Origin of the sequence: Thermocaproicibacter melissae, from assembly GCF_024498295.1 — a bacterium.
GTDB lineage: Bacteria > Bacillota > Clostridia > Oscillospirales > Acutalibacteraceae > Thermocaproicibacter > Thermocaproicibacter melissae.
In genome coordinates, this window is record NZ_CP101827.1 from 1,202,233 (window position 1) to 1,223,725 (window position 21,493).

Consider the following 21,493-nt stretch of genomic DNA (forward strand, 5'->3'; position numbering starts at 1 on the left):
AATTGATCAATCACCATTTTTTCACAACAGTTCATAATAGCCACTCCGCCGATTCAGGGTGGCAATCAACCTAGAGAGAGCTTTTTCAGAGTACCATCTTCACTAGTGTAAGTAATCTCAAACCGGAAAGTTTTCAGATCCGCATGCAACTGCGCGAGATATTTTCCCTTCGTCCAACGGATTCTTAATTCATTTTCTGAATCCACATCGTCGACGGAAATGTCGCCTCCAAACGCCGGATACTGATTGCGGAAGCGCATAATCGCGTACATCTTTTTCAGCACAGGTCTTTCGATTTCCTTCTCGATTTCCTCTTTTGAATAATAATGGCGGTTAATATTCCGACCGACCTTCGTTTTTTCAAGCAGTTCGATGTCGTTTTTGCCGGCAAGGAGGCCTACATAATAAACCTGCGGAATACCTGGTGCAAAGAATTGAATTGCCCGTGCAAGTAAATAGGCATCGTCATTGTTTCCGAGAGCTGAGTAATAGGTGCAGTTTAACTGGTAAACGTCAAGGTTGTTATACGCCATCGTATTATACACTCTTTTGACATTTGCACCTTTTGAAAATAAAAACTCAGTAGTTTGGTCGATTTCTTCCTGCGTCATAAGTCCTTTGACGTCTACAACGCCGATGCCATCATGTGTATCGAGTGTTGTGAACTGTTTTCTGGGGCAGATTCTGAGCCAGTTAAGTAAATTTTTGTTTTTTCCGGTGTAGAGGGCATGCAGCATCAGCATCGGCAGAGCAAAGTCATAGACCCAATAATCTTTTTCTGCCAATTTCATCTGAATGGAGAAATGTTCGTGGATTTCCGGCAAAATTTCAGCCCCATGTTCTTTCACAACACTGCGGCAAAAATTGAGTAATTCAAATGTCTCAGGCTCAACAAAGAAGCAGTTTGTTCCTCTTTTTTTCACTGCATACGCAAAAGCATCTAGCCGGATGATTGACGCTCCTTTTTCAGCCATATTTTGCATGGTATTTCGTATAAAATCACGTGTTACTTTTGCGTTTACAGCAAGGTCAATCTGTTCTTCGTCAAATGTGCACCATATTTTCTCGGATGTTCCGTCACCAAATTTGGCATATGTATACGGTGCGCGCGGTTTCCGTTTATAAATGAGGTCAATATCTTTCTGCGTCGGCTCACCGCCGGGCCAGAAATCACGGTACCGGATGAACATGTCCTTGTAGTTCGACTGTTCTTTTTTTTCAAGAAAATCCTGAAAAAACAGCGATTGCCTTGAAATATGGTTAATCATAAAGTCAAACATCAGGTAATACCGGTTTGAAAGAGCCTTGATATCGTCCCAGTCACCGAAAGCGGGATCGACGATATCGTAGGTTATGGGAGCAAAACCACGGTCCGCCGAAGATGGAAAAAACGGGAGGATATGCAACCCGCCAATGATATCACGGAAATGCTCATTCAGAATCTCAGACAGTTCCTTCAGGTTTTTCCCCATACTGTCAGGATACGTAATAAGCATGATTTGATTTCTGATAGTCATTTATTTTTCGTCCTCTCGTTTGTGTAGCTATTTTTGTATCTGCTGGTCAGTTTTTTATAACAACTGGTTATTTTTTACCGGCAGCACGGTCAAATGCCCTTTTTAGAGCTGTGATGTAATCCCTCCGACACCGCTCACAGATCTCTGCACGGTTCGCAATAAAGTCAAATCCATGAAAACAGCCGGGATACATGTGAAATTCCACAGAAACTCCGGCGCGGGCAAGTCTCGCGGCATATTCGATATCCTCGTCGCGGAATGGGTCTTGCTGCCCAACGCAGAAATAGGCCGGTGGCAAATCGGTCAAGTCTTTGGCACGCGCAGGGGCTGCATAAGGCGGAACTTCATCTCCAAAGTCTTTGCCGAGATACAATTTCCATGCAGCGATATTGTTTTCGCGGTTCCATGCTCTTGGCATAGTTTTCATATTGATTTCGTAAGAGGAGGGGGTCTCGTTCCGGTCGTCCAACATTGGGTAAAGCAACAACTGGATCAAAATTGGCACTTCGCCACGGTCACGCGCCATAAGAGCAAGCGCTGCTGTCAAGCCGCCGCCGGCGCTTGGGCCCGCAATGGCAATTCTTGAGCGATCAATTTTAAGATCAGAGGCGCTGTCGGCTACCCATTTTAAGGCTGCATAGGAATCCTCGACGGCTGCTGGATAAGTATGCTCCGGCGCAAGACGATAATCCACTTGCACAACGACACAGTTTACGTCGAGCACAAAGCGTTCACAGATGCCGTCTTCGTACTCCGGTTTGCCCAAAACATAACCGCCGCCATGACTCCAAAACAGCGCTGGAAGCAATTCCTGCGTACGGTTAATCGGCTCATAGATCCTCACGGTAAGTGGGCAATCGGGGCCTTGTATTGTGCGTGTAGTGATTTTCACATCCGCAGAGTGTTCCGTCGGAACCGGCGGAGAGAGGCGAGCTGCTTCAACTCCATCCTTCTCCAAGTCAATGATGGGGGCTGCGTTCAGAATCGGTTGCAGTTCTTCTAATACGGTATCTTTCATGGGTAAGACTTCCTTATCTGCATTTTTAGAAGAGGTAATTAGAAGCGACAGCCATACAGAGGGACCTGTCTATTTGGGGTATGTAGAGCTTCTCTTTCCATTTCACAATTTCATCCTGCATGCACTCTTGCTGTCAAAAAGCTGTCGCTTCCAACAAGAAAACTGTGAGCTAAGGGTAGATAATACGGTTTTTGTCACAATATCCGCGACAATAACTGCTTTTACTAAGCAAAAAACATTATTTTACTGCGCCTGCTACAATTCCCTTGATGATATATTTCTGCAAAAATAGATACAGCATTAGTACCAGCATTGTCATAATCAACCCTGCCATTAGCGGAGTGAAGTCAACGCTGTAGGAAGAAAAGAAATTAAAAGTCGAAAGCGGAAGTGTGCGCAGCTCGGGCGATTGGAGCACAAGGCTCGGGAGCAAATAGTCGTTCCACATCCACAGCACATCGAGGACGGTAACGGTGGAAATAACCGGCTTCAGCAGAGGAAGCACAATTTGAAAAAATGTCCGTATACGACCGCAGCCATCGATGGAAGCAGCTTCTTCCAGTGCAACTGGAATTCCTTTAATGAATCCGTGGAACGTGAAAATCGCAAGCGGGCAACCGAAGCCACAGTACATGAACAGCAGAGATTCCCTTGAGTCGAAAAAGCCGATTGTACCGTAGATGGTGACCAGAGGAATCATGACTACTTGGAACGGAATTGCCATAGAAGCCGTCATGATGAAAAAGAGCACTTTGTTGATTTTCCACGAAAAACGAGCAAAAAGATATGCCGTCATAGCAGAAAAAACAAGAACAAGCAGCACACCGAAGGCCGTAATAATCAGCGAGTTTACAAAACCTGTCGCAAAATTCATTTCCTCGATGGCCTTGGAGTAATTATCAAAGTTAAATTGCGTCGGCAGAGAAAAAGGATTTTCGATAAATTCCTGCGTGGACTTAAATGTATTCAGAATCGTGATGAGAAACGGCGAAAGGAAGATAATAAGTAAAAGCGATAACGTTCGGATGAGATTCGTGATAAGTCTTGAACAAATCGCTAAACTGTGTGTTTACCTCTGCGGAGGTATTGAAAAAGGTAAGGGAAACATTGCCTCCATTGCCATTGCTTGCTGTGCCGCTCTGCGATTTGCTGTCTTTTTTGCATCCGCCAAGAGACGAAAGAACGACTGCTACGCATGCCGTCAAAGCTAGTATTCTTGTCTTTTCATGCATAATCCTCCTCAATTTATTTGGCGTATTGTAAAGTTAAATGAAAGTTGAGGACTCGTCAGCCCTTCTGGTACAATGGTTTTGACACAAAACAATGTACTCCCGAAAGGAGACGAGTCCTCATGACAAAATCATACCAGATTTGCTGTCCGAAATGCAACAACCATCAAAACTTTTATCGTTATGGCAAAGATAAATATGGAAACCAGAAATATCTTTGCCGTGTATGCGGGCATCAATTTGCGCCGGATGCCCATGCGGCTGACAAACCCGGAAGGCCGCGCGTGCGTCCTTATCCGACTTGCCTTGTCTGCGGAAAAGCCATGTTCCTTCACCATGACCACAAATACTACTCAAACTACCAATGCTGCGACAAGAAGTGCGGCCATTCCATTTTTGTGCCGAAACCGGCTGCCGTTACGGCACCTTCCATGTCGAAGCTGTCCGGGAAAACAGATTTCAAGCGGATGCGTTATCCAGTGCATGTTATCCTGACGGCACTGTCGATGTTTTATCTGGGAAAAAACTCTTTCCGTAATATTGCTTTGATTCTGCGTACTGTCATGAATATTCAGGTTTCCCACACTACTATCAGTAACTGGTGTACGAAATTCGCGCCTTTGTTTCAAAACATCGCGCTTGAACTGATGCCAACGCTCAATTTCAACTCCGACGAATGGCACGCGGACGAAACTGTAGTAAAAATCCGAGGCATGAAGTATTACCTCTGGTTAATTGTGGACAGCGAAACCCGCTTTGTTCTCAGCTTCCACCTTTCCAGGCACAGGGACAGCCCTCAGGCGTTTTCCTTACTTAATTCCGTTAAACATCTCGGTAAACCCGGAGCCATCGTCACCGACCGCTACAGTGCTTACAAAGTTCCTGTAAAAGCAGTGCTTGGCGTGAAACATATCCGGGTCCAGAGCTTCAGCGATGATATTACCAACAACCTGATCGAATGCTTTAACAAGCAATTCAAGGCGTGGTACAAAACCAAACAGGGATTTGCCTCGTTCGATTCCGCCAACAATCTTATCGCGGTTTTTCTCTTCTTTTACAATTTTGTCCGCCCTCATTCCGCTCTTGACGGTCTGACCCCGGCACAAGTTGCGGGCCTAAACCTTTCTGCCAGAAGCAAACGCAAGCTTTTCCTCGTCGCTTGAAGCAATTGGCTGATTTCCCTTCTTAATCTTTCATGTTTACTTTACAAAGCCTTATTTGGATGACAGATAATATATTAACCGTTTGACATATATATGTCAAGTGGTTGATATGTAATTTGTATATTTTTTTAGTAAAAAATGTTCTTGAATTTAGAATTATGCACATTCTATTACATTATCATAACTTTATAGAACTTTATTTTTCAAAAAATTTGCAATATACGGTTGACATATAAATTCTTTGTATCTATAATTTATCATAGAGTTTTTTTACCATAAAAAAGCGGCCTCCCATAGATTTGGCTGCTCTTTCTACAAATTTCGCAAACGGGGTTTGAAATATGAGTACGCTAAAGGACGTTGCCGAAAGAAGCGGTGTCACCGTTACCACAGTGTCAAGGATGCTGAATGGTCGGGGATATATCAGTGAAAAAACACGAGCGAAAATCAACAAAGCGATGCGCGAGCTGAACTACAAACCAAACGAGCTTGCAAGGGCACTTTCAAAAAAAAGGAGCAACTTCATTGGGCTGATTGTGCCATCAGCCAGCAACATGTATTTTTGTAAGGTCATTGACTGTGTAGAACATTTGGTGACAAGCAGCGGATACAAGTTGCTGCTGTGTACCTCCAACAACGAAGCGAAGAAAGAACTAGAGTATTTTAACATGCTGAATGCCAACAAGGTTGCCGGCATCATCCTCGCCAGCCACACGCAGGACATTGACCTTAACGTTGCCATTGACGCGCCAATCATTTCGATTGACCGCGTCATCTCACCGCGGATTCCATCGGTTTGCTCAGACAACTACCAAGGCGGCCTTCTCGCAGCGGAACACCTCATCGCGAAAGGATGCCGAAAGCTTGCACACATCAGCGGTAGTTCCTACCTCAACATGGATGCGAACAAACGCTTCTTCGGTTTCAAGGAAGTCTGTGAAAAAAAAGGAGTGCCTTATGTTGCAATCGACGCAACCGAAGAACAGTTCATCTCGATGCGATATGAAAACATTATCACTTCGCTTTTAGACAGTAATCCAGACATTGATGGAATCTTTACTTCCAACGACATAATCGCGGCGCAAGTTATTAAACTATGCTACAAGCGCGGCATTCGTATTCCGGAGCAAATGAAGGTTGTGGGCTACGACGACATTGATTTATGTAAATTCTGCACGCCGTCCATCACCACAATCCGCCAGCCAGTCTGGGATATCTGCCAATGCGCGGTGGAAAGCATTGTTATGGGGCAGGATAAAAACGTGATTCCAACCAGCGTTATATTCCCGGTCACTCTCGTGGAGCGCGAAAGCACCTAAAAAAAACAGCTTCTCAAACACAAAAAAGTCCGGCCGAAGATGGCCGGACTTTTTGCGCCGCGGCTTCTCCCGTGCCGCAGGCACGCAATTCACTACCGCTCCCCTTCAACTCCCCAAATATGCCTATAAAAAGCAGGTTCCACGGTGATGCCGCAGAACCTGTTTTTTGGTGGAGATGACGGGAGTCGAACCCGTGTCCGAGGGTAATTTGCCAAGGTTTTCTACGAGCGTAGCCTATGTTTTCAGTTTCCCGCAGTGTGACGCCCAAAGGCAGGCTTCTCACTTTGGTAGCCTTTCAAGTCATGGCCGGGGTAAAGGCGTCCCCCGGCTCACGTTCACCGCTAGTCGACGCCCTTATCCGGGCCGCGGTGCTCCCGGTAAGGACGGCAGCTTAATTAAGCTGCGAGCGCCATTCTATAATTGGCGTTAGTATTGTTGTCGTTTATTTTGCTTTGCGAAATTATAGCGTTCCGCCTCGCTGCTCGCTTGCCTTGGTTCACAGCCCCCGTCGAAGCCTTTACATCCCCATATTCAGCGGCTGTTTTCCATTCACCTACCCTGCATCAGCAGATGAGCCTCCGCTTAGCAGGAATCTGAGAATACCATATTTTCGGATTCCTGTCAAGCGGTATTATGTCAACCGCAGTTTAATGAAGTTTCGCCTTCTCTTCCGCAACCGGAGTCGAACCATATACCCTAGCTTCCACATAAATCATCTCGCGGTTTTTGAGAACGGCATACACAATAAGGACAATCACGGGCAGTACAGACACCAATAGACTCCATCGTTTGACCAGCGCCACAATCAATACGGCCAGAAATATCAAAACGCATATCGCAATCAAAGCGAAATGTTCTTTTCGCCATTTCTTTGCCCAGAAATCCATCCGTTCTTTGGCGGTGAAACTGCTGTTCTGCAGCGCTTCCACCAAATTGGCATCGGCTTTTTTGCGGAATTCTTCCGAAGGAATTCTTTCGCCTGAAACCAGTTCATTCATGCTGACATCGAATTCTTCACTGAGCATTTTCAGCATTTCAATATCCGGCATATAATTTCCGTTTTCCCAGCGGGAAATCGTCTTATTCGTGACGCCGAGCTTTTTGCCGAGTGCCTCTTGCGTCAGATTTTTTTCTTTGCGAAGCTGTGCAAGAAACCGACCGAATTTTTTCTGATCCATCGTATAACCTCCTCGCTGCTATTCTCATGCTACCACAGAATTGAAAAAAGTATATACCATAAACAGCGAATTGCCGGACATAGCAGATTTTTGGCCAAAAACGAACCGCAATAGCACCTTAACAAGACCTTCCCCATATACTGCCGATTAAAGGACCTCTTTGCACTGCAAATAAATCTACAGTACAAACTGAGCAGGCGATAAACCCGATTCGGTTTATGGGGCTGGGCCGGAAACGGCAACAGATTTTGGCACATCTGTGGGACAGTTGTATGTTCCATAGATGTGCTTTTTTATTGGAATATGCCATGAAGCTATCTTTCAGAGACGCCGAAAGGCGCACGGAGGTAACGGATATGACAACACCCCAGAATACTCCCCCAGCGTATGGTCTAACGACGGAACAGGTACAAAAATTGCAGGAACAATACGGAAAAAACGAACTCACACCGCGAAAAAAGCAAAGTTTTCTCCGCAAGGCACTTCACATCATCTGTGAGCCGATATTTCTTCTTTTGCTGATTGCCGCAACCATCTATTTCATTCTGGGAGAACCGCGCGACGGCGCAATTATGCTCGTCTTTGTCATCGGCGTCATCGGCATCGACGTGACACAGGAGTGGAAAACCGACCGGACATTGAACGCACTGAAAAATCTTTCTGCCCCGCGGATACAGGTAATTCGCGACGGCAGGCAGGAGGAAATTGAAAGCGCGGATTTAGTGCCCGGCGACATTATGAGGATTGCCGAGGGCATGAAAGTCCCCGCCGACGGGAAGATTCTAGAAGCAAACGACCTGTGCATCGACGAATCATCGCTCACCGGTGAAAACGAAGGCGTCTGGAAGGCTGCGGCGGGCAAAGCGGAGCCCTCTTCCGACTACTGGCGCAAGGATACTTGTTATGCGGGCACGTTTGTGCTAAAGGGCAGCGCCGTCGTTCAAGTTGAGAAAATCGGGGCTGCGACCGAATACGGAAAAATCGGAGCGAATGTCGCTTCCGCTCCGGAAAGCCGCACTCCGCTGCAGAAACAAACCGACAGCTTAGTAAAAACTTGTTCCATCATCGCTATTGCGCTCTTCGTCTTAGTCTGCGTATTCACATATCTCAACCTGCCTGACCACGCATTCCCGGAAAGAATTACGGAAAGCGTTTTGTCCGGCATTACGCTTGCCATGGCGATGATTCCGGAAGAGTTTCCCGTTATCCTCGCGGTCTTTCTTTCGATGGGTGCTTGGAGGCTTGCAAAGCGGAATTCCCTCGTGCGGAGACTTCCCAGTGTGGAAACGCTCGGCGCGGTATCGGTTTTATGCGTCGACAAGACCGGAACAATCACGCGAAACCAGATGTCCGTTCAGGATATCTGGGCACCGGACGGCGACACCCAGACGCTGCTGGAAACCATGGGGCTTGCCTGCGAAACAAACGCCTACGACCCCATGGAAAAAGCCATGGTCGCTTGCTGTGAAGCAAACGGCATCGGCAAAGGCCATTTGTTCAGCGGAACGCTCATCCGCGAATATGCCTTTACGAACGAACTGAAAATGATGGGCCATGTCTGGCGGCATGACGGAGAAGTTCTCATCGCCACAAAAGGAGGCCCTGAGAAGATTCTGGATCTCTGCGAACTCTCCGAAACAGAGCGCCAAATAACGGAACACAGGATTTTGGAAATGTCATCGCAAGGCCTGCGCGTCATCGCGGTGGGGCTTGAAAAACCCGTTGACGAAGATGCGATTCCGGCTGCTATCACCGACTGCAAACTGACCTTTTGCGGGCTTGTGGGGCTATGCGACCCGCCGAGGGAATCCATGAAAGAGGACATCAGCCGGTGCACAAAAGCCGGTATCCGCGTGGTTATGATTACCGGCGACAACGGCATCACCGCAAGCGCCATCGCAAAGCAAATCGGCATGCCGAACGCAGACCGAATCATGACCGGCGAGGAACTCGACAGCATGAGCGACGAAGAACTTCGCAGGCGTGTTCGCGATGTGAGTATTTTTTCGCGTGTGATTCCCGAACACAAAATGCGTATCGTTAAGGCGTTGAAGGACAACGGAGAAATCGTGGCTATGACAGGCGACGGCGTGAACGACGCACCGGCCCTAAAGTATGCGGACATCGGCATCGCAATGGGCAAGCGCGGTTCCGAAGTATCGCGGGAAGCCGCCGATTTGATTCTAATGGACGATGACTTCACTACAATTGTCGATACGGTCCGCGACGGCAGAAGAATCTACGACAATATCCGAAAAGCGGTGGGTTATGTCTTTACCATTCACATTCCAATTGCATTTTCCGCCTTGCTCGCGCCGTTTCTCCACATCAACCCCGCGGATTTGTTTCTTTTGCCGCTCCACGTTGTTCTGCTGGAGCTGATTATCGACCCCACCTGCTCCATTGTTCTCGAACGCCAGCCGGCGGAACGCAACATCATGGTGCGCAAACCGCGGAAACCGAACGAAAAGCTATTAACGCCGAACCTGCTTTGGAAAAGCGTTCTGCAAGGCATCGCGGTATTTGCGGCATCCTTCACGACTTATTTTTCCTTTCTGCAGCAAGCGCCTTACAATGCTCCGCTTGCAAGGGCCATGGGACTTTCCATCGTCATAATCGCGAATCTTTTCCTTGTTCTTGTCAACAGCTCGAGTTACGACTTTGCCTATGCGTCTATTTGCCGCTTGGCGAAAGACAATGTGATGTGGGCCACCTTGCTCGGGACGTTTGCGATGCTGTTTCTGATTCTTTATACTCCGTTGTGCGGAATTTTGAAGTTCGCTCCGCTTACCATGGGTCAGTTCTTTCTAGCCATAGGAATTGCCGCGGGTTCTGTTCTGTGGTATGAAATTGTGAAATTTCACAGTCATGCTACCGCTAAACACAAGAACAGCAACTGAATCGCTAGAAACAAAAAAGCAGTCTGCAAACCAGTTCACCACTGATTCGCAGACTGCTTTGCGTTCCGAATGCTTACGGCTGTTTGCCGATATAGGCAAGGATTCCGCCGTCAACATACAGGATATGACCATTTACAAAATTGCTTGCGTCGCTCGCAAGAAAGACTGCAGGGCCGGTCAAATCTTCCGTTCTGCCCCAGCGCCCTGCCGGAGTTTTGCTGATGATGAAGTCGTTGAACGGATTTCCCGGCACGCGCAGCGGTGCAGTCTGGGGTGTCTCGATATATCCCGGGCCGATGCCGTTGCACTGAATGTTGTATGCGCCGTATTCCGAGGCGATATTGCGCGTGAGCATTTTCAGTCCGCCTTTTGCGGCCGCATAGGCGGAAACCGTCTCGCGCCCCAGCTCGCTCATCATGCTGCAAATATTGATGATTTTGCCGTGGCCCTTTTTAATCATACCGGGAATGACGGCCTTTGAAACGATAAACGGCGCGGTGAGGTCTACGTCAATCACCTGCCGGAATTCCTCGGGCTTCATGTCCAGCATCGGGATGCGTTTGATGATTCCAGCGTTGTTGACGAGGATGTCTATGACACCGACCTCTTGGTTGATTTTCTTTACCAAATCCTCAATTGCGTCCGCATCGGTAACATCACACACATAGCCGTGTGCGTCGATTCCCGCTTTGCGATAATTCTCAATGCCCCTTGCCACATGTTCCGCGTTCAGGCCGTTAAACGCGATTTTTGCACCTGCTTCGGCAAGAGCGGAAGCGATGGCAAAGCCGATTCCGTAGCACGCTCCGGTGACAAAGGCAACTTTTCCCTTTAGAGAAAACGAATCTAGAACGTTCATACCGATTCACCCCATTTTACTATTTTGAGGGACAACCATTTTTCACAACTTCAGCGCATTTCGTTGATTGGAATCTCGTCCATATCATCGAACGCCTGATTTTCGCCGCCCATTGCCCAGATGAAGCTGTAATTTGTCGTTCCGACACCCACGTGAATACTCCAAGACGGGCTGATGACAGCCTGCTCGTTCTGCATCACAATATGACGGGTTTCGGTGCCTTCTCCCATCAGATGGAATACAACGCCGTCCTTCGGGAGATCAAAATAGGTGTAAATTTCCATTCGGCGCTCATGGGTATGAGCTGGCATAGTGTTCCATACGCTGCCGGGTTCCAGAACCGTCATGCCCATGGACAGCTGGCAGGTTTTCAGCACATCCGGGTGAATGAACTGATTGATGGTGCGCTTGTTGGAGGTTTCCATCGAGCCGAGCGGGCGTTTTACGGCGTCCTTTAATGTGATAAGCCTAGTCTCCCACGAGCGGTGGGCAGGAGCGGAGACCATATAAAATTTTGCGGGAACAACGGAGCTTTCGCTTGCAAGCACAACCTCTTTGCTGCCTGCCGTAATATACAGGCAGTCCTTCCGGTCGAGCGTGTAGACCTTGCCGTCCACGGTAATGGTTCCGCGTCCGCCAAGGTTGAAGATGCCAATTTCACGGCGCTCAAGGAAGTAGCTCGTGCCGAAGTTCTTCCACACGTCCAGTCCGTCATCGAGCGGAACGGGCCTGTGCACCGGCATGCAGCCGAGCGTAACCATACGGTCAACATGGCTGTAAACTGAAACGACGTGGTCGGGCTGATACAGGTTTTCAATCAGGAATTCGCGGCGAATATCATCCGTGGTATAGCGCTTGAAATCCCTTGGATTGACCGAATAGCGGATATCCATGATAAAACTCCTCCAATTTTTAGCGATTCATCTCACTGGAGACAGCTCCCGGGAGGTGGTTGCGGACGATGGATTCCAGCTCGCTGCGATTAATGCAAGGCAAATCGCCCTCAACGGTGCATTTGGCTGCGCAGGCGGCGTTGCCGTAAGAAACAGCCTTGCGCAAATCACGGCACTCCAGAATACCGTACAGCACGCCCGAAACGAAGGCGTCTCCGCTGCCGATGCGGTCGACAACCTCAATTCCCTCATAGGGCGGTTCCGTGAAAAAGGCGTCTGCTTTTGCGCCATAGATGATGGAGCCAAACGTCTGGGAATGTGTGTTGTGTACGGTGCGCTGCGATGTGGCAACGACCGAAATGCCGTACTGGGTAGAATAGGAGCGCAGAATTTCTTCCAGATTGCCCGTCTTGCGGAACATACGCCGAGACGTTTCTTCCGAGACGAAGAGGATATCCACAAGCGGAAGAATCGACCCGATTGCCTCGCGCGCCTCTTCTTCGCTCCACAGGTTCGCGCGGTAGTTGACGTCAAAAGCGATGACGCAGCCGGCTTCTTTGAAGGAGCGAATCAGAGATTCAACCTGCTTTCTGCAGTTCGGCGAGCATGCCATCGAGATGCCGCTGGTGTAGAAAAGTTTTGTGCTTTCATAAGCCTGCTTTGGAACAGACTGCACGGTAAATTCCGTAAAGCTGGAGTTTTTCCGGTCATAGACGACAGTCGGCTTGCGCGGTGAGCTGCCCGACTCATAAAAGTAAAGGCCAGTCCGTGCGTCTTTGGCAAGGTCTGCTTCAAGATAACGGCAATCGACACCCTTGCTCATCACTTGTGCGCGAATATAGTCGCCCATCGGATTCGCCGCCAGACGGGAAAGGATTCCGGCGTTAAGGCCGAGCTGAGCAAGGCCTGCCATCACGTTGAGCTCCGCGCCGCCGGCAAATTTGCGGAACCGCTCGCCCCAAGCGATGCGTTCGCCGCGTTCTGCAGAAAGGCGAAGCAGCAGCTCGCCGAATCCCAGTGCATCGAGAGGCCGCTCCTGATCCAATACCGGGAAAGAAACGGAGGAATCCTTTGAAGAAGAATCTTTCTCCCCCTTTATCAGCGCTACGGCACGGCGGCAAAGCCTTGTGATCTCCTCGAAATTGTCGGAGCGGATGAGATCTTCCTTAACCATCCAGCTTCCGCCGCAAGCGAGAACATTCGGATTTGCGAGATATGCCGAAAGATTCTTTTCATTAATTCCGCCCGTAGGCATAAATTGAACCTGGCTGTAAGGGGCGCTGAGCGCTTTAATCTTACCGATACCGCCGGAACTTTCGGCAGGGAAAAACTTCACGACGTTGAGTCCGAGGCCGAGAGCTGTTTCAATGTCGGTAGGAGTTGAGCAGCCGGGAAGAACGGGAACACCGTGCTCCAAGCACCAGCGTACCACCGTGGGGTTCAGCCCGGGGCTGACAATAAACTGTGCGCCTGCCTCTACGGCTTCTTCGGCCTGCCCTGTGGTAAGCACCGTCCCCGCCCCAATTAGCATATCCGGAAATGCCGAAGTAATACTGCGAATGACCTGCGCGGCACAAGCGGTGCGGAAGGTAACCTCCATGCAGGGAAGCCCGCCTTCCCGCAGGGCCTGCGCCAAGGGCAGCGCCTTTTCGGCGTCCTCGATTTTGACAACGGGAACGAGTTTGTATTCTTTCAACCGATTGAACACGGAATCCATACGAACACCTCTATTTTTTTGATGATGCCACACGGCAGCCGTGTGGCATCATCAATTTTGTTATAGGTATTTTTTCAACGCAGCTCTTACCGCGCCGGGGCCTTTCAGCATCTCAACAAACATCGTTTCGATTTTGCTGTTCAGTCCGGTTTTGGTGAGATCTGTTGCAAAGAGAACCTCATTGGACAGGATTGCTTGCAGCTGCCCTTTGTAGGACTCCGGTTTTCCGACTTCGATTCCGGCAAGCTTAGACTTAAGCTCGGCGAGCATCGGGTCACTGCTTACTTCCATCGACTCACCGCAATCGTCTACGCCCAAGAGGTAGCGCAGCCATCCGGCAATTGCAAGCGGAATATAGGTAAGGCTGTCTACATTCAGGTCATCACGGGCGATATAGGATTTAATCGTTTCACCGAAGCGAATCGGAATCTTTTGACTGGTGTCGGTCGCGATGCGCTGCGGAGTATCGGGAAGGAAGGGGTTCGGCAGGCGCTGTTCAATCACCTCACGGATGAAATCCGCAGGATTGATGATGCCCGGGTTGACGCAGACCGGCATTCCTTCGTCGTAGCCGATGTGAAGAACCAGATTTTTCAGGTCTTCGTCTTTCATCTCCGCCGAAATGCTCTTGTAGCCAAGCAGGCAGCCGAACACCGCAAGCGCCGTGTGCAGCGGGTTCAGGCAGGTTGTCACTTTCATGCGCTCCGAATTGTTCACCGTCTCGCGGTCGGTGAAGAACACACCGGCCTTTTCAAGCGGCGGTCTTCCGTTCGGGAAGCGGTCTTCAATGACAAGGTACTGCGGCACTTCCGCGTTGACAAACGGCGCGATGAACGTCTTTTTCTCGGTTATAATCGGCGCCATTTCTTCGATTCCCGCTTCGGTGAGGCGTTTCTCAATCGTCTCCGACGGGCGCGGCGTGATTTTATCAATCATGCTCCAAGGGAATGTCACCTTGGACTCGTCTTTGAGGTAGCGGATAAAGCCGGAATCGACAAATCCGTTCTCGGCCCACGCCTCCGCGATGGCAAGCACCGAGGAGCGGAGCTTTTCGCCGTTATGGCTGCAGTTGTCCATGCTGACAACGGCAATCGGAGCGGCGCCGGCTTTGTATCTTGCGAACAGAAGTTTCGCAACAATGCTCATCGCATGGGTAGCATGCTCCGGGCCGTTCGCAATGTCTTTCTTTACAATCGGGAAATATTCCCCCTGCAAATTGGCCAGAGCGTAGCCTTTTTCCGTAATGGTAAAGCTGACAAGCTGCAGCGACGGGTTTTCAAAAACAGAGGTAAGGTACGCCATGTCCTTCGGGTCAGCCCCTGTTGCGTCGACCGCCTTTGCAACGCTCGCCACAATTTCCATCTCTGAGTTTCCGTCCGGTTCCAAGCTGACATACAGGCTCAGATTGTCATGCGGTTTATAGATTTTATTGATAATCTCTGCATCGAAAGTATCCGCGGCGATGATTCCGCTTTTGGATAAGCCTTCGTTCAGAAGCTGCTGCTGCAAGCGCGCAATAAAGCCGCGGAAGATATTACCGGAACCGAAATGCACCCAAATCGGATTTTGTTCGGTTTCACGGCACATGGTGTCTATATCGAATTTCGGAAGAACAACATTCGCTGATTCCCACGCGGATTTGTCCTGCAATGACGCTTTTGTCAATTTCATGCTTATGACCATCCTTTCTCAGAAACCATCTGATAAATCAATCAGCGATTTTCTTTTACAATAGATTCCCAAAGTCCGCAGAGGTATGCAGCGCCCAGCGCACGGTCGTAGAGGCCGTAGCCCGGCATCGCGACTTCGCCCCAAATCATTCTGCCGTGGTCAGGACGAATAATTCCGTCAAACCCGATGTCGTAAAGGGCCTTCATGATTTCATACAAGTCAAGATCGCCGTCTTCTGAGAGGTGGGCGGCTTCCTCGTAATCACGCTCCGCATCGTTAAAGCGGAGGTTGCGGACATGGGCAAAATGGATGCGCCCTTTCAAAGAACGGATAATGTCCGGAAGGTCATTCTTGGTGTTGGAGCCGAGCGAACCGGTGCAGAGGGTGATGCCGTTGTGCGGATTATCTACCATCTTCATCACGCGAAGGATATTTTCCTTATTGGTGATGATGCGCGCCAGGCCGAAAACGCTCCATGCCGGGTCATCCGGATGAATTGCCATGTTGATGTCATATTTATCGCAGACGGGCATGATGGCTTCCAAGAAGTATTTCAGATTCTGGAACAGCGCTTCTTCATCGACATCGCGATAGAGTGTGAACAGTTCTTTGATTTTTGCCATGCGCTCCGGCTCCCATCCGGGCATGATGGCACCGTTCATATCGCCTGAAATGGAGTTGAACATTTCGGACGGATTGATTTTGTCAATTGCCGCCTGATTGTAGGCCATCACGGTAGAACCGTCTTCGCGCTTTCTGGCAAGTTCCGTTCTCGTCCAGTCGAACACCGGCATGAAGTTGTAGCAAACCATGTGAATACCGGCTTTACCAAGGTTCTCCAGGGTTTCGATATATGCTTCAATGTCTTTGTCGCGGTCTGCGGAGCCGCTCTTGATTGCGTCGCTCACATTGACGCTTTCAATGCCGGACAGCGTCAAACCTGCGTCCTCAACCTCTTTTTTCAGCTTCAGGATTTCGTCCAGACTCCAGACTTCGCCGGGCATCTTGTCGTACAGCGTGGAAATCACACCGGTCGCGTAGCGGGTCTGCTTAATCTGTGAAAGCGTAACCGTGTCATACTTGCTTCCAAACCATCTCATTGTCATTTGCATAGTAACATTTCTCCTTTATTTTGAGGACTTCAGACTTTATACAAAGCCTTTAACGTCCGATTTTTCTTCTTTGCCGAGATACGCTTGCTTCCGGATCTTCCACAGCCGTGACGTCAATTTCCGCATGAACCTTCCGAACGAAAAATTGTCGTGCTCATCGGTTGTTGTTTCTAGGATTGAAACATAATTTGCAAAAGCGTGTGCTTCTTCGCAATTATGTAAGTTCCGCTCCGGAACTGACGTATCACATTATTCTCAGATATGTTCTTTCATGTGCATGATTTTCTGAAAAATTGCCGATGCCTGCTCCTCATCATAGTCGAAAAACAGTAGAACATCAAGCAAAAAAGGAGAATAGGCAACATGATTGAGCTTTCTGGAAAAAGCCATGCCGGCTATTTCCCCAAGCGCGTTTACCGTGGTGTTATAATGAAAGCCAAAAAAGCGCCAAAGCGTATATTTCTCGGCGCGTGAATAAATTGTGTCGGCGTTACATTCTTCGATATAATGGTAGATTTCGTGGCCAAGCACCAAATTGTAAATCTCCTGCAAGGGAATCAGCAGCGATGCCTGCTGCTCGCTTGCCCTTGCAAGAAGACTCTCATATCTTTTCAGGGGGTCTTTGAAAATCTCAATTTGTTTTGGTGGGGTAAATTGAGCAAAAACTTTTCGATTTCCGGTCATGGGGAAATCGTTTTCTATGACTTCAAGGCCGAGCTGCCGGACAATCGTGCTCGGCGAAGAATCTCCCGCTTCTTTCATGACGCGGTCGGCGCAGTTTTCCCCGCACGCAATCGACTTCCGAATCATCTCGTGTTTCTTTTCATCCGGAATACGATTGTTGAGGAAATCGGCTGAAAACGCATAGAAGCCCCATGTTTCATCATCAACCGTGCGCAAAGCCTCTGTCATGTCAATTAAGGAGGCGATCTTCTCCGCCGAAACGCTCATCCGACTTTCTGCCTTTCCGTTACATTACCGTCATATTGGCCCCAACAACGATAATCTCGCTATCCGGATCCAAATCGGATACCTCAATATCCATCAAAAGTTCCAGCTGTTCCAGGTCAATTGCACTGAAATCCATTACCCTTGCCCCGATGCAGAGATAGAAATCCGGACGGGCAATCAGTTCCGACTGATAATCGGCCATTTCCTCCCAGAACTTTTCCACAACGGAGAGATAATCAGACGCCTTGACCTTTTCTGCGCGGGCGCTGCCACGCTGCACGCGGATAAATCCTTTCTTGTCCAGAATACGGATTGGCATGCTTTGGCCTGGCTTTTGCGCCTTGCCTCCGAACACATAGAAGTAATCTGTCTTTTCGAGCAGCGTTGTTTCATCCTTGGAAATCTGCATGTCTTCCGCAGCGAGCTGACGAGCTTCTTCTTCATCACATTCTTTAAGCAAGTCGGTGGTCTTGACTTCCGTGGAACCGGTGGCGATTGCCGTGACCTTTGAGGTGTTCTGGTCAATTTCGATGTGAATTTCTACGGTTTCCGGTGAAGCGCCGCTCTCGATGGCCTTATTGAAAGCCTCCGCTTTGATGCAACGGATGTCCTCTTTGGTCGGCGACGGAATGATACGCTCGACGACATCTCGCACCATGGAAAGCGCAACACCGATGGAGGAAATTACTTCCGAGTTTTCGGGGATGCTGTAGCGGATGCCCATCTTCTTTGCAAAGTAGATAATCAGAACGGCTGCACCGCCGCCGACGCCTACCAGCGACATCTGCTCCTTTTCCAGCTTATACTTCTCTACAAGGCTCTCAAAAACAGGTTTAATCTTATCAATTGCCTTGTCCATAATCTGTGTGGCGATATCGTCAACGGTCGTGCCGCAATAATCCGCCAAAATCTTAATTGCCTTTCTGGCGGATTCCACGTTGCCGTAGGAGAAATCACCCGGTTTGGTTATGCCCAGCGCATTGGCCGCGCAGGTATTCGTGATGGTGATTCGCTCGCCGTTTGTAAGGCGAATCGCGACGTAATCGTCCGGATCTCCGGGCTTCGGCGAGAAGAACTCCACCTTGCCGCCCTCGATTTTTTCCGGATCGGTGAAAACCGAGTACTCCATACCTGCGATATGTGCGGAGCGGGGGCCTACGTCGATGACGCCGTTTTTATTCGCGCGAATCATCGAGCCGCCTGCGTCACCGAGCACGCGGACATCGAGCGAGCTGACAAAAGTTGGGTGACCGCCAACAACGGCGTAGTCAATGGCAGGGCGACCGTTTTTGATGACACCGATGTTCGTGGTCGTGCCGCCGACTTCAAAATAAATGCCGTTCGATGCGCGCAGATACAAAAGAGCACCCATGACGGACGCGGCAGGTCCGGAAAGCATGGTAAGTACCGGACGTTTTTTCATTTCGTTAATTTCCATAACGCCGCCGTCGCCGCGCATAATCATCAGCGGAACATTTACGCCGACTTCACGAATGGACATCTCCGTGCTGTTGGCGGTGTCCATCATTTTTGGGAGAATGCTTGCGTTGATGGCCGCGGTTCTCGTACGTCTGGTAAGTCCATAGAGTTTTGTAATATCGGAAGCCATGGTGGTCGGGATTCCCTTTTCCGCCGCGGCTTCATAAATGAGCTTCTCGGGGCCGTTGTCATCCACTCCGAATGCCATGGAAGAAACAATAACCTGTGCGCCCTTGCTCTTCAAATCGTCAACGATTTTGTTTGCAACTTCCTTCGTAAGATTTTTGGTCTTTACGAATTCGTTGATAATCTTAATTTTCTTTCCGTTTCCAAGGTCGATATCGTCGAGTTTCGATTGCCTCTTCGCCAGAAAACCTTCGAGACCTCCCTTGGATATTCCCACGACGCCTACGGTCGCGACATCGCCCTCAATCAGTGCATTCGTCGCCTGCGTGGTGCTGTGCGCAACGAATATGACTTCTTCAGGCTTAATATTATTCAATTTCATGCAGTTCTGAAAGGAACGTACAACACCTGCCGCCACGCCTCGCGGATCGTCATGTGTTGTCTTCACTTCAGCCTTACCGATGACTTCATGCGTTGCGTCATCGATTGCTACTGCTTTAGTATAGGTACCGCCTACATCGATACCCATCCGAACACGTCTGCTCACGTTAAATTGACCCTCTTTTCTGATGAAAGCAGTATCTACTGCGATAAGTCCTTTTGCGAAAACGAAGAAAGCAGCGAATAGGATTTGACCAGTTGCCGGTTTTCAATGTTGGATAAAAGGCCACCCTATTCGCTGTTGACTAAGTACGGGAGCTACTGTTCCCGGTACTGGCGAATTAGTGGACTAAGCCGCCATACATGAAGTAAACAGTAGCACAGAGAATTGCGCCGATAATCCAACCGGTCGGAATCGACATTTTCATATAATCTTTCGGGTTTACCTTGGTATAACCGAAGCCCCAAGCAACCCAAGACTGAGTGATATCGAGGTGCTGCGGTGCAACGGTTGTAACTGCAAACAGCGGATACAGGAACATGATAGGCCAGTTGGCGGTTGCAGCGACAACAGCCAAAATTGCGGTGCCGCAGCCTACCAGATTCATAGGCCCGCGGAAGAAGCCAAGCGGAGTCAGAATTGCAAACACAACACAGAGCAGAAGAGCCGAGGTTGGAATCACTCCGCCGAACAAAGTCTTAAAGTAAGGTGCCGCATAGTTTGCAGCGTTGTTAAACATTGACAGGGTAAGCAGGAAGCCTACCATCGGGGCAACGTCAACTGCACCGTCGGCGAACTGCTTTGCCAGCATGCGGCAGATTTCGACGAATCCGCCCTTGAGCTTACCGCAGGTCAGCAGAGCATACAAAGCGGAAACGATAAAGGCAAGGATAATCGGGCAGTTGAAAAGAACAACGAGCAGAACCGGAAGAATGACAGAGATCCAAGAAATAGCCGGCGCGTTGTCCGTGCAGGCGCTTCCCGGAGCGGCTGCTGCCCATGCACGTGAAGTCTTGCTCTTTCCAAGGCAGACGTTCGCAACAATCAGAACGACAACCAGTGCGACGATGGAAGCAATGATGGAGAAGTTGAAATACGTATTGAAGCTATAGCTTGCATATTCTTCTTTGACCGTTGCAAACATGGCCTGATATTGCTTGAAATTGACGATGTTGGAGAAAATGCCCGCCATGATGGAGCCCATGAAAGCAAAGAGGGCGATTGGCGCCGCAATGCCGAGGGACAACATGATGGGAAGAACAATAACCGCAATGGAGATGACAGGGCCGATGCCGGTCATGGAAGTGAAGATAACGGTGGTAACGATGCAGAGCAGCGACATGGTGATGTGCGGTTTATCGCCGCCAAGCTCTGTTACCTTACGGATTAGCGTCGAAGCAATGCCGGTGTCCATCAGGACTCTGCCGAAGAATGCGCCGAAGAAGACGTTGACCAGAATGGATTTGCCGTAGTTTTCCGGCCCAGTCTGGAATACATTTGTCAGCACATTAATCACACTTTGGTCTTTCATAGCTTCACTCGGCGAAATAGCATTGCCGATTAACGCCAGAATGACCCAGAAGACAGAAATGACGAAAAAGCCAACCATTAGATTGTAGCCCTTGACGCAGTAATAGATCATACCGAAAAAGGACAGTAACATGATGATGCCAATGACAACATTAACCATAGAATTTCCCTCCAAAAAATTGTTTGCCGGTCCCCCAAACTAACTAAAATGTTAGCTGTGTCATTGTCAAATGAGCTAATTTTTGTGCAATGAATCTTTTGTCTACGAATGTTTCCAATACTCTGGATAAATAATACCTACTGAAAAAATTTGGAGCCATTGGATTCTTTTCGCTGATAAATCGGCATAGCACCTCCTGGTTTCATGTCAGGTGATGCTAGCCGCTTTTTAACCCAACTGGCAAGTAGGTTGCACCGGATACATTGGAAATATTCGCTGTTGTACGGGG

General features: G+C 49.1%; 16 protein-coding genes, 1 other RNA gene and 1 riboswitch. Of the genes, 3 read left to right on the forward strand and 14 right to left on the reverse strand.

Features of this window, described 5'->3' with window-relative positions:
• Positions 1-65: 65 nt before the first annotated feature.
• The 4 genes from gtfA to NOG13_RS05955 all read right to left on the reverse strand — a co-directional run bounded on the left by gtfA (position 66) and on the right by NOG13_RS05955 (position 3,767).
• On the reverse strand, positions 66-1,517 hold the full coding sequence (gene gtfA, locus NOG13_RS05940) for a sucrose phosphorylase (RefSeq protein WP_283109664.1): 1,452 nt from the start codon (positions 1,515-1,517) through the stop codon (positions 66-68).
• Between the two features lie 67 nt (positions 1,518-1,584).
• Positions 1,585-2,535: an alpha/beta hydrolase gene (locus NOG13_RS05945; RefSeq protein WP_283109665.1), complete on the reverse strand. Its 951-nt coding sequence runs from the start codon at positions 2,533-2,535 to the stop codon at positions 1,585-1,587.
• A 238-nt stretch (positions 2,536-2,773) separates the two neighbouring features.
• The gene (locus NOG13_RS05950; RefSeq protein WP_346347645.1) at positions 2,774-3,409 is read right to left on the reverse strand and encodes a carbohydrate ABC transporter permease; all 636 of its coding nucleotides are present in this window, start codon (positions 3,407-3,409) and stop codon (positions 2,774-2,776) included.
• 82 nt (positions 3,410-3,491) lie between these two features.
• Positions 3,492-3,767 (reverse strand): hypothetical protein, encoded by a 276-nt coding sequence (locus NOG13_RS05955; RefSeq protein WP_283109666.1) that lies wholly within the window; start codon positions 3,765-3,767, stop codon positions 3,492-3,494.
• A 119-nt stretch (positions 3,768-3,886) separates the two neighbouring features.
• Here NOG13_RS05955 and NOG13_RS05960 point away from each other — a divergent pair, with 119 nt between their 5' ends.
• Positions 3,887-4,927 (forward strand): IS6 family transposase, encoded by a 1,041-nt coding sequence (locus NOG13_RS05960; protein ID WP_283109667.1) that lies wholly within the window; start codon positions 3,887-3,889, stop codon positions 4,925-4,927.
• 341 nt (positions 4,928-5,268) lie between these two features.
• Positions 5,269-6,246 carry a LacI family DNA-binding transcriptional regulator gene (locus NOG13_RS05965; protein ID WP_283109668.1) on the forward strand — a complete coding sequence of 326 codons (978 nt, stop codon included), beginning with the start codon at positions 5,269-5,271 and terminating at the stop codon, positions 6,244-6,246.
• A 167-nt stretch (positions 6,247-6,413) separates the two neighbouring features.
• Here the strand turns inward: NOG13_RS05965 and ssrA are convergent.
• Together ssrA and NOG13_RS05975 are read right to left on the reverse strand one after the other, a co-directional pair.
• Positions 6,414-6,773, reverse strand: a transfer-messenger RNA (tmRNA) gene (ssrA, locus tag NOG13_RS05970).
• Positions 6,774-6,893: 120 nt separating this feature from the next.
• A complete protein-coding gene (locus NOG13_RS05975) occupies positions 6,894-7,424 on the reverse strand; it encodes a helix-turn-helix domain-containing protein (protein ID WP_283109669.1) in 531 nt (176 codons plus the stop codon).
• 179 nt (positions 7,425-7,603) lie between these two features.
• Positions 7,604-7,694: riboswitch (NiCo riboswitch) on the forward strand.
• A gap of 86 nt (positions 7,695-7,780) precedes the next feature.
• Here NOG13_RS05975 and NOG13_RS05980 point away from each other — a divergent pair.
• On the forward strand, positions 7,781-10,324 hold the full coding sequence (locus tag NOG13_RS05980) for a cation-translocating P-type ATPase (protein WP_283109670.1): 2,544 nt from the start codon (positions 7,781-7,783) through the stop codon (positions 10,322-10,324).
• A gap of 73 nt (positions 10,325-10,397) precedes the next feature.
• Here the strand turns inward: NOG13_RS05980 and NOG13_RS05985 are convergent, their stop codons facing one another.
• The 8 genes from NOG13_RS05985 to NOG13_RS06025 form a co-directional block, all read right to left on the reverse strand.
• Positions 10,398-11,183, reverse strand: coding sequence for a gluconate 5-dehydrogenase (locus NOG13_RS05985; protein ID WP_283109671.1), 786 nt, complete (start codon positions 11,181-11,183; stop codon positions 10,398-10,400).
• Positions 11,184-11,233: 50 nt separating this feature from the next.
• Positions 11,234-12,076 carry a 5-dehydro-4-deoxy-D-glucuronate isomerase gene (gene kduI / locus NOG13_RS05990; protein WP_283109672.1) on the reverse strand — a complete coding sequence of 281 codons (843 nt, stop codon included), beginning with the start codon at positions 12,074-12,076 and terminating at the stop codon, positions 11,234-11,236.
• A 19-nt stretch (positions 12,077-12,095) separates the two neighbouring features.
• Positions 12,096-13,793, reverse strand: a complete 1,698-nt coding sequence (gene eda / locus NOG13_RS09455) for a bifunctional 4-hydroxy-2-oxoglutarate aldolase/2-dehydro-3-deoxy-phosphogluconate aldolase (RefSeq protein WP_346347646.1) — start codon at positions 13,791-13,793, stop codon at positions 12,096-12,098.
• 60 nt (positions 13,794-13,853) lie between these two features.
• Positions 13,854-15,464, reverse strand: coding sequence for a mannitol dehydrogenase family protein (locus NOG13_RS06005; protein ID WP_283109673.1), 1,611 nt, complete (start codon positions 15,462-15,464; stop codon positions 13,854-13,856).
• A 41-nt stretch (positions 15,465-15,505) separates the two neighbouring features.
• On the reverse strand, positions 15,506-16,576 hold the full coding sequence (gene uxuA / locus NOG13_RS06010) for a mannonate dehydratase (protein ID WP_283109674.1): 1,071 nt from the start codon (positions 16,574-16,576) through the stop codon (positions 15,506-15,508).
• A 255-nt stretch (positions 16,577-16,831) separates the two neighbouring features.
• Positions 16,832-17,527: a hypothetical protein gene (locus NOG13_RS06015; protein WP_283109675.1), complete on the reverse strand. Its 696-nt coding sequence runs from the start codon at positions 17,525-17,527 to the stop codon at positions 16,832-16,834.
• A gap of 19 nt (positions 17,528-17,546) precedes the next feature.
• Positions 17,547-19,661: a hydantoinase/oxoprolinase family protein gene (locus NOG13_RS06020; RefSeq protein ID WP_283111166.1), complete on the reverse strand. Its 2,115-nt coding sequence runs from the start codon at positions 19,659-19,661 to the stop codon at positions 17,547-17,549.
• Between the two features lie 193 nt (positions 19,662-19,854).
• Positions 19,855-21,204 (reverse strand): citrate transporter, encoded by a 1,350-nt coding sequence (locus NOG13_RS06025; protein WP_283109676.1) that lies wholly within the window; start codon positions 21,202-21,204, stop codon positions 19,855-19,857.
• Positions 21,205-21,493: the final 289 nt, after the last annotated feature.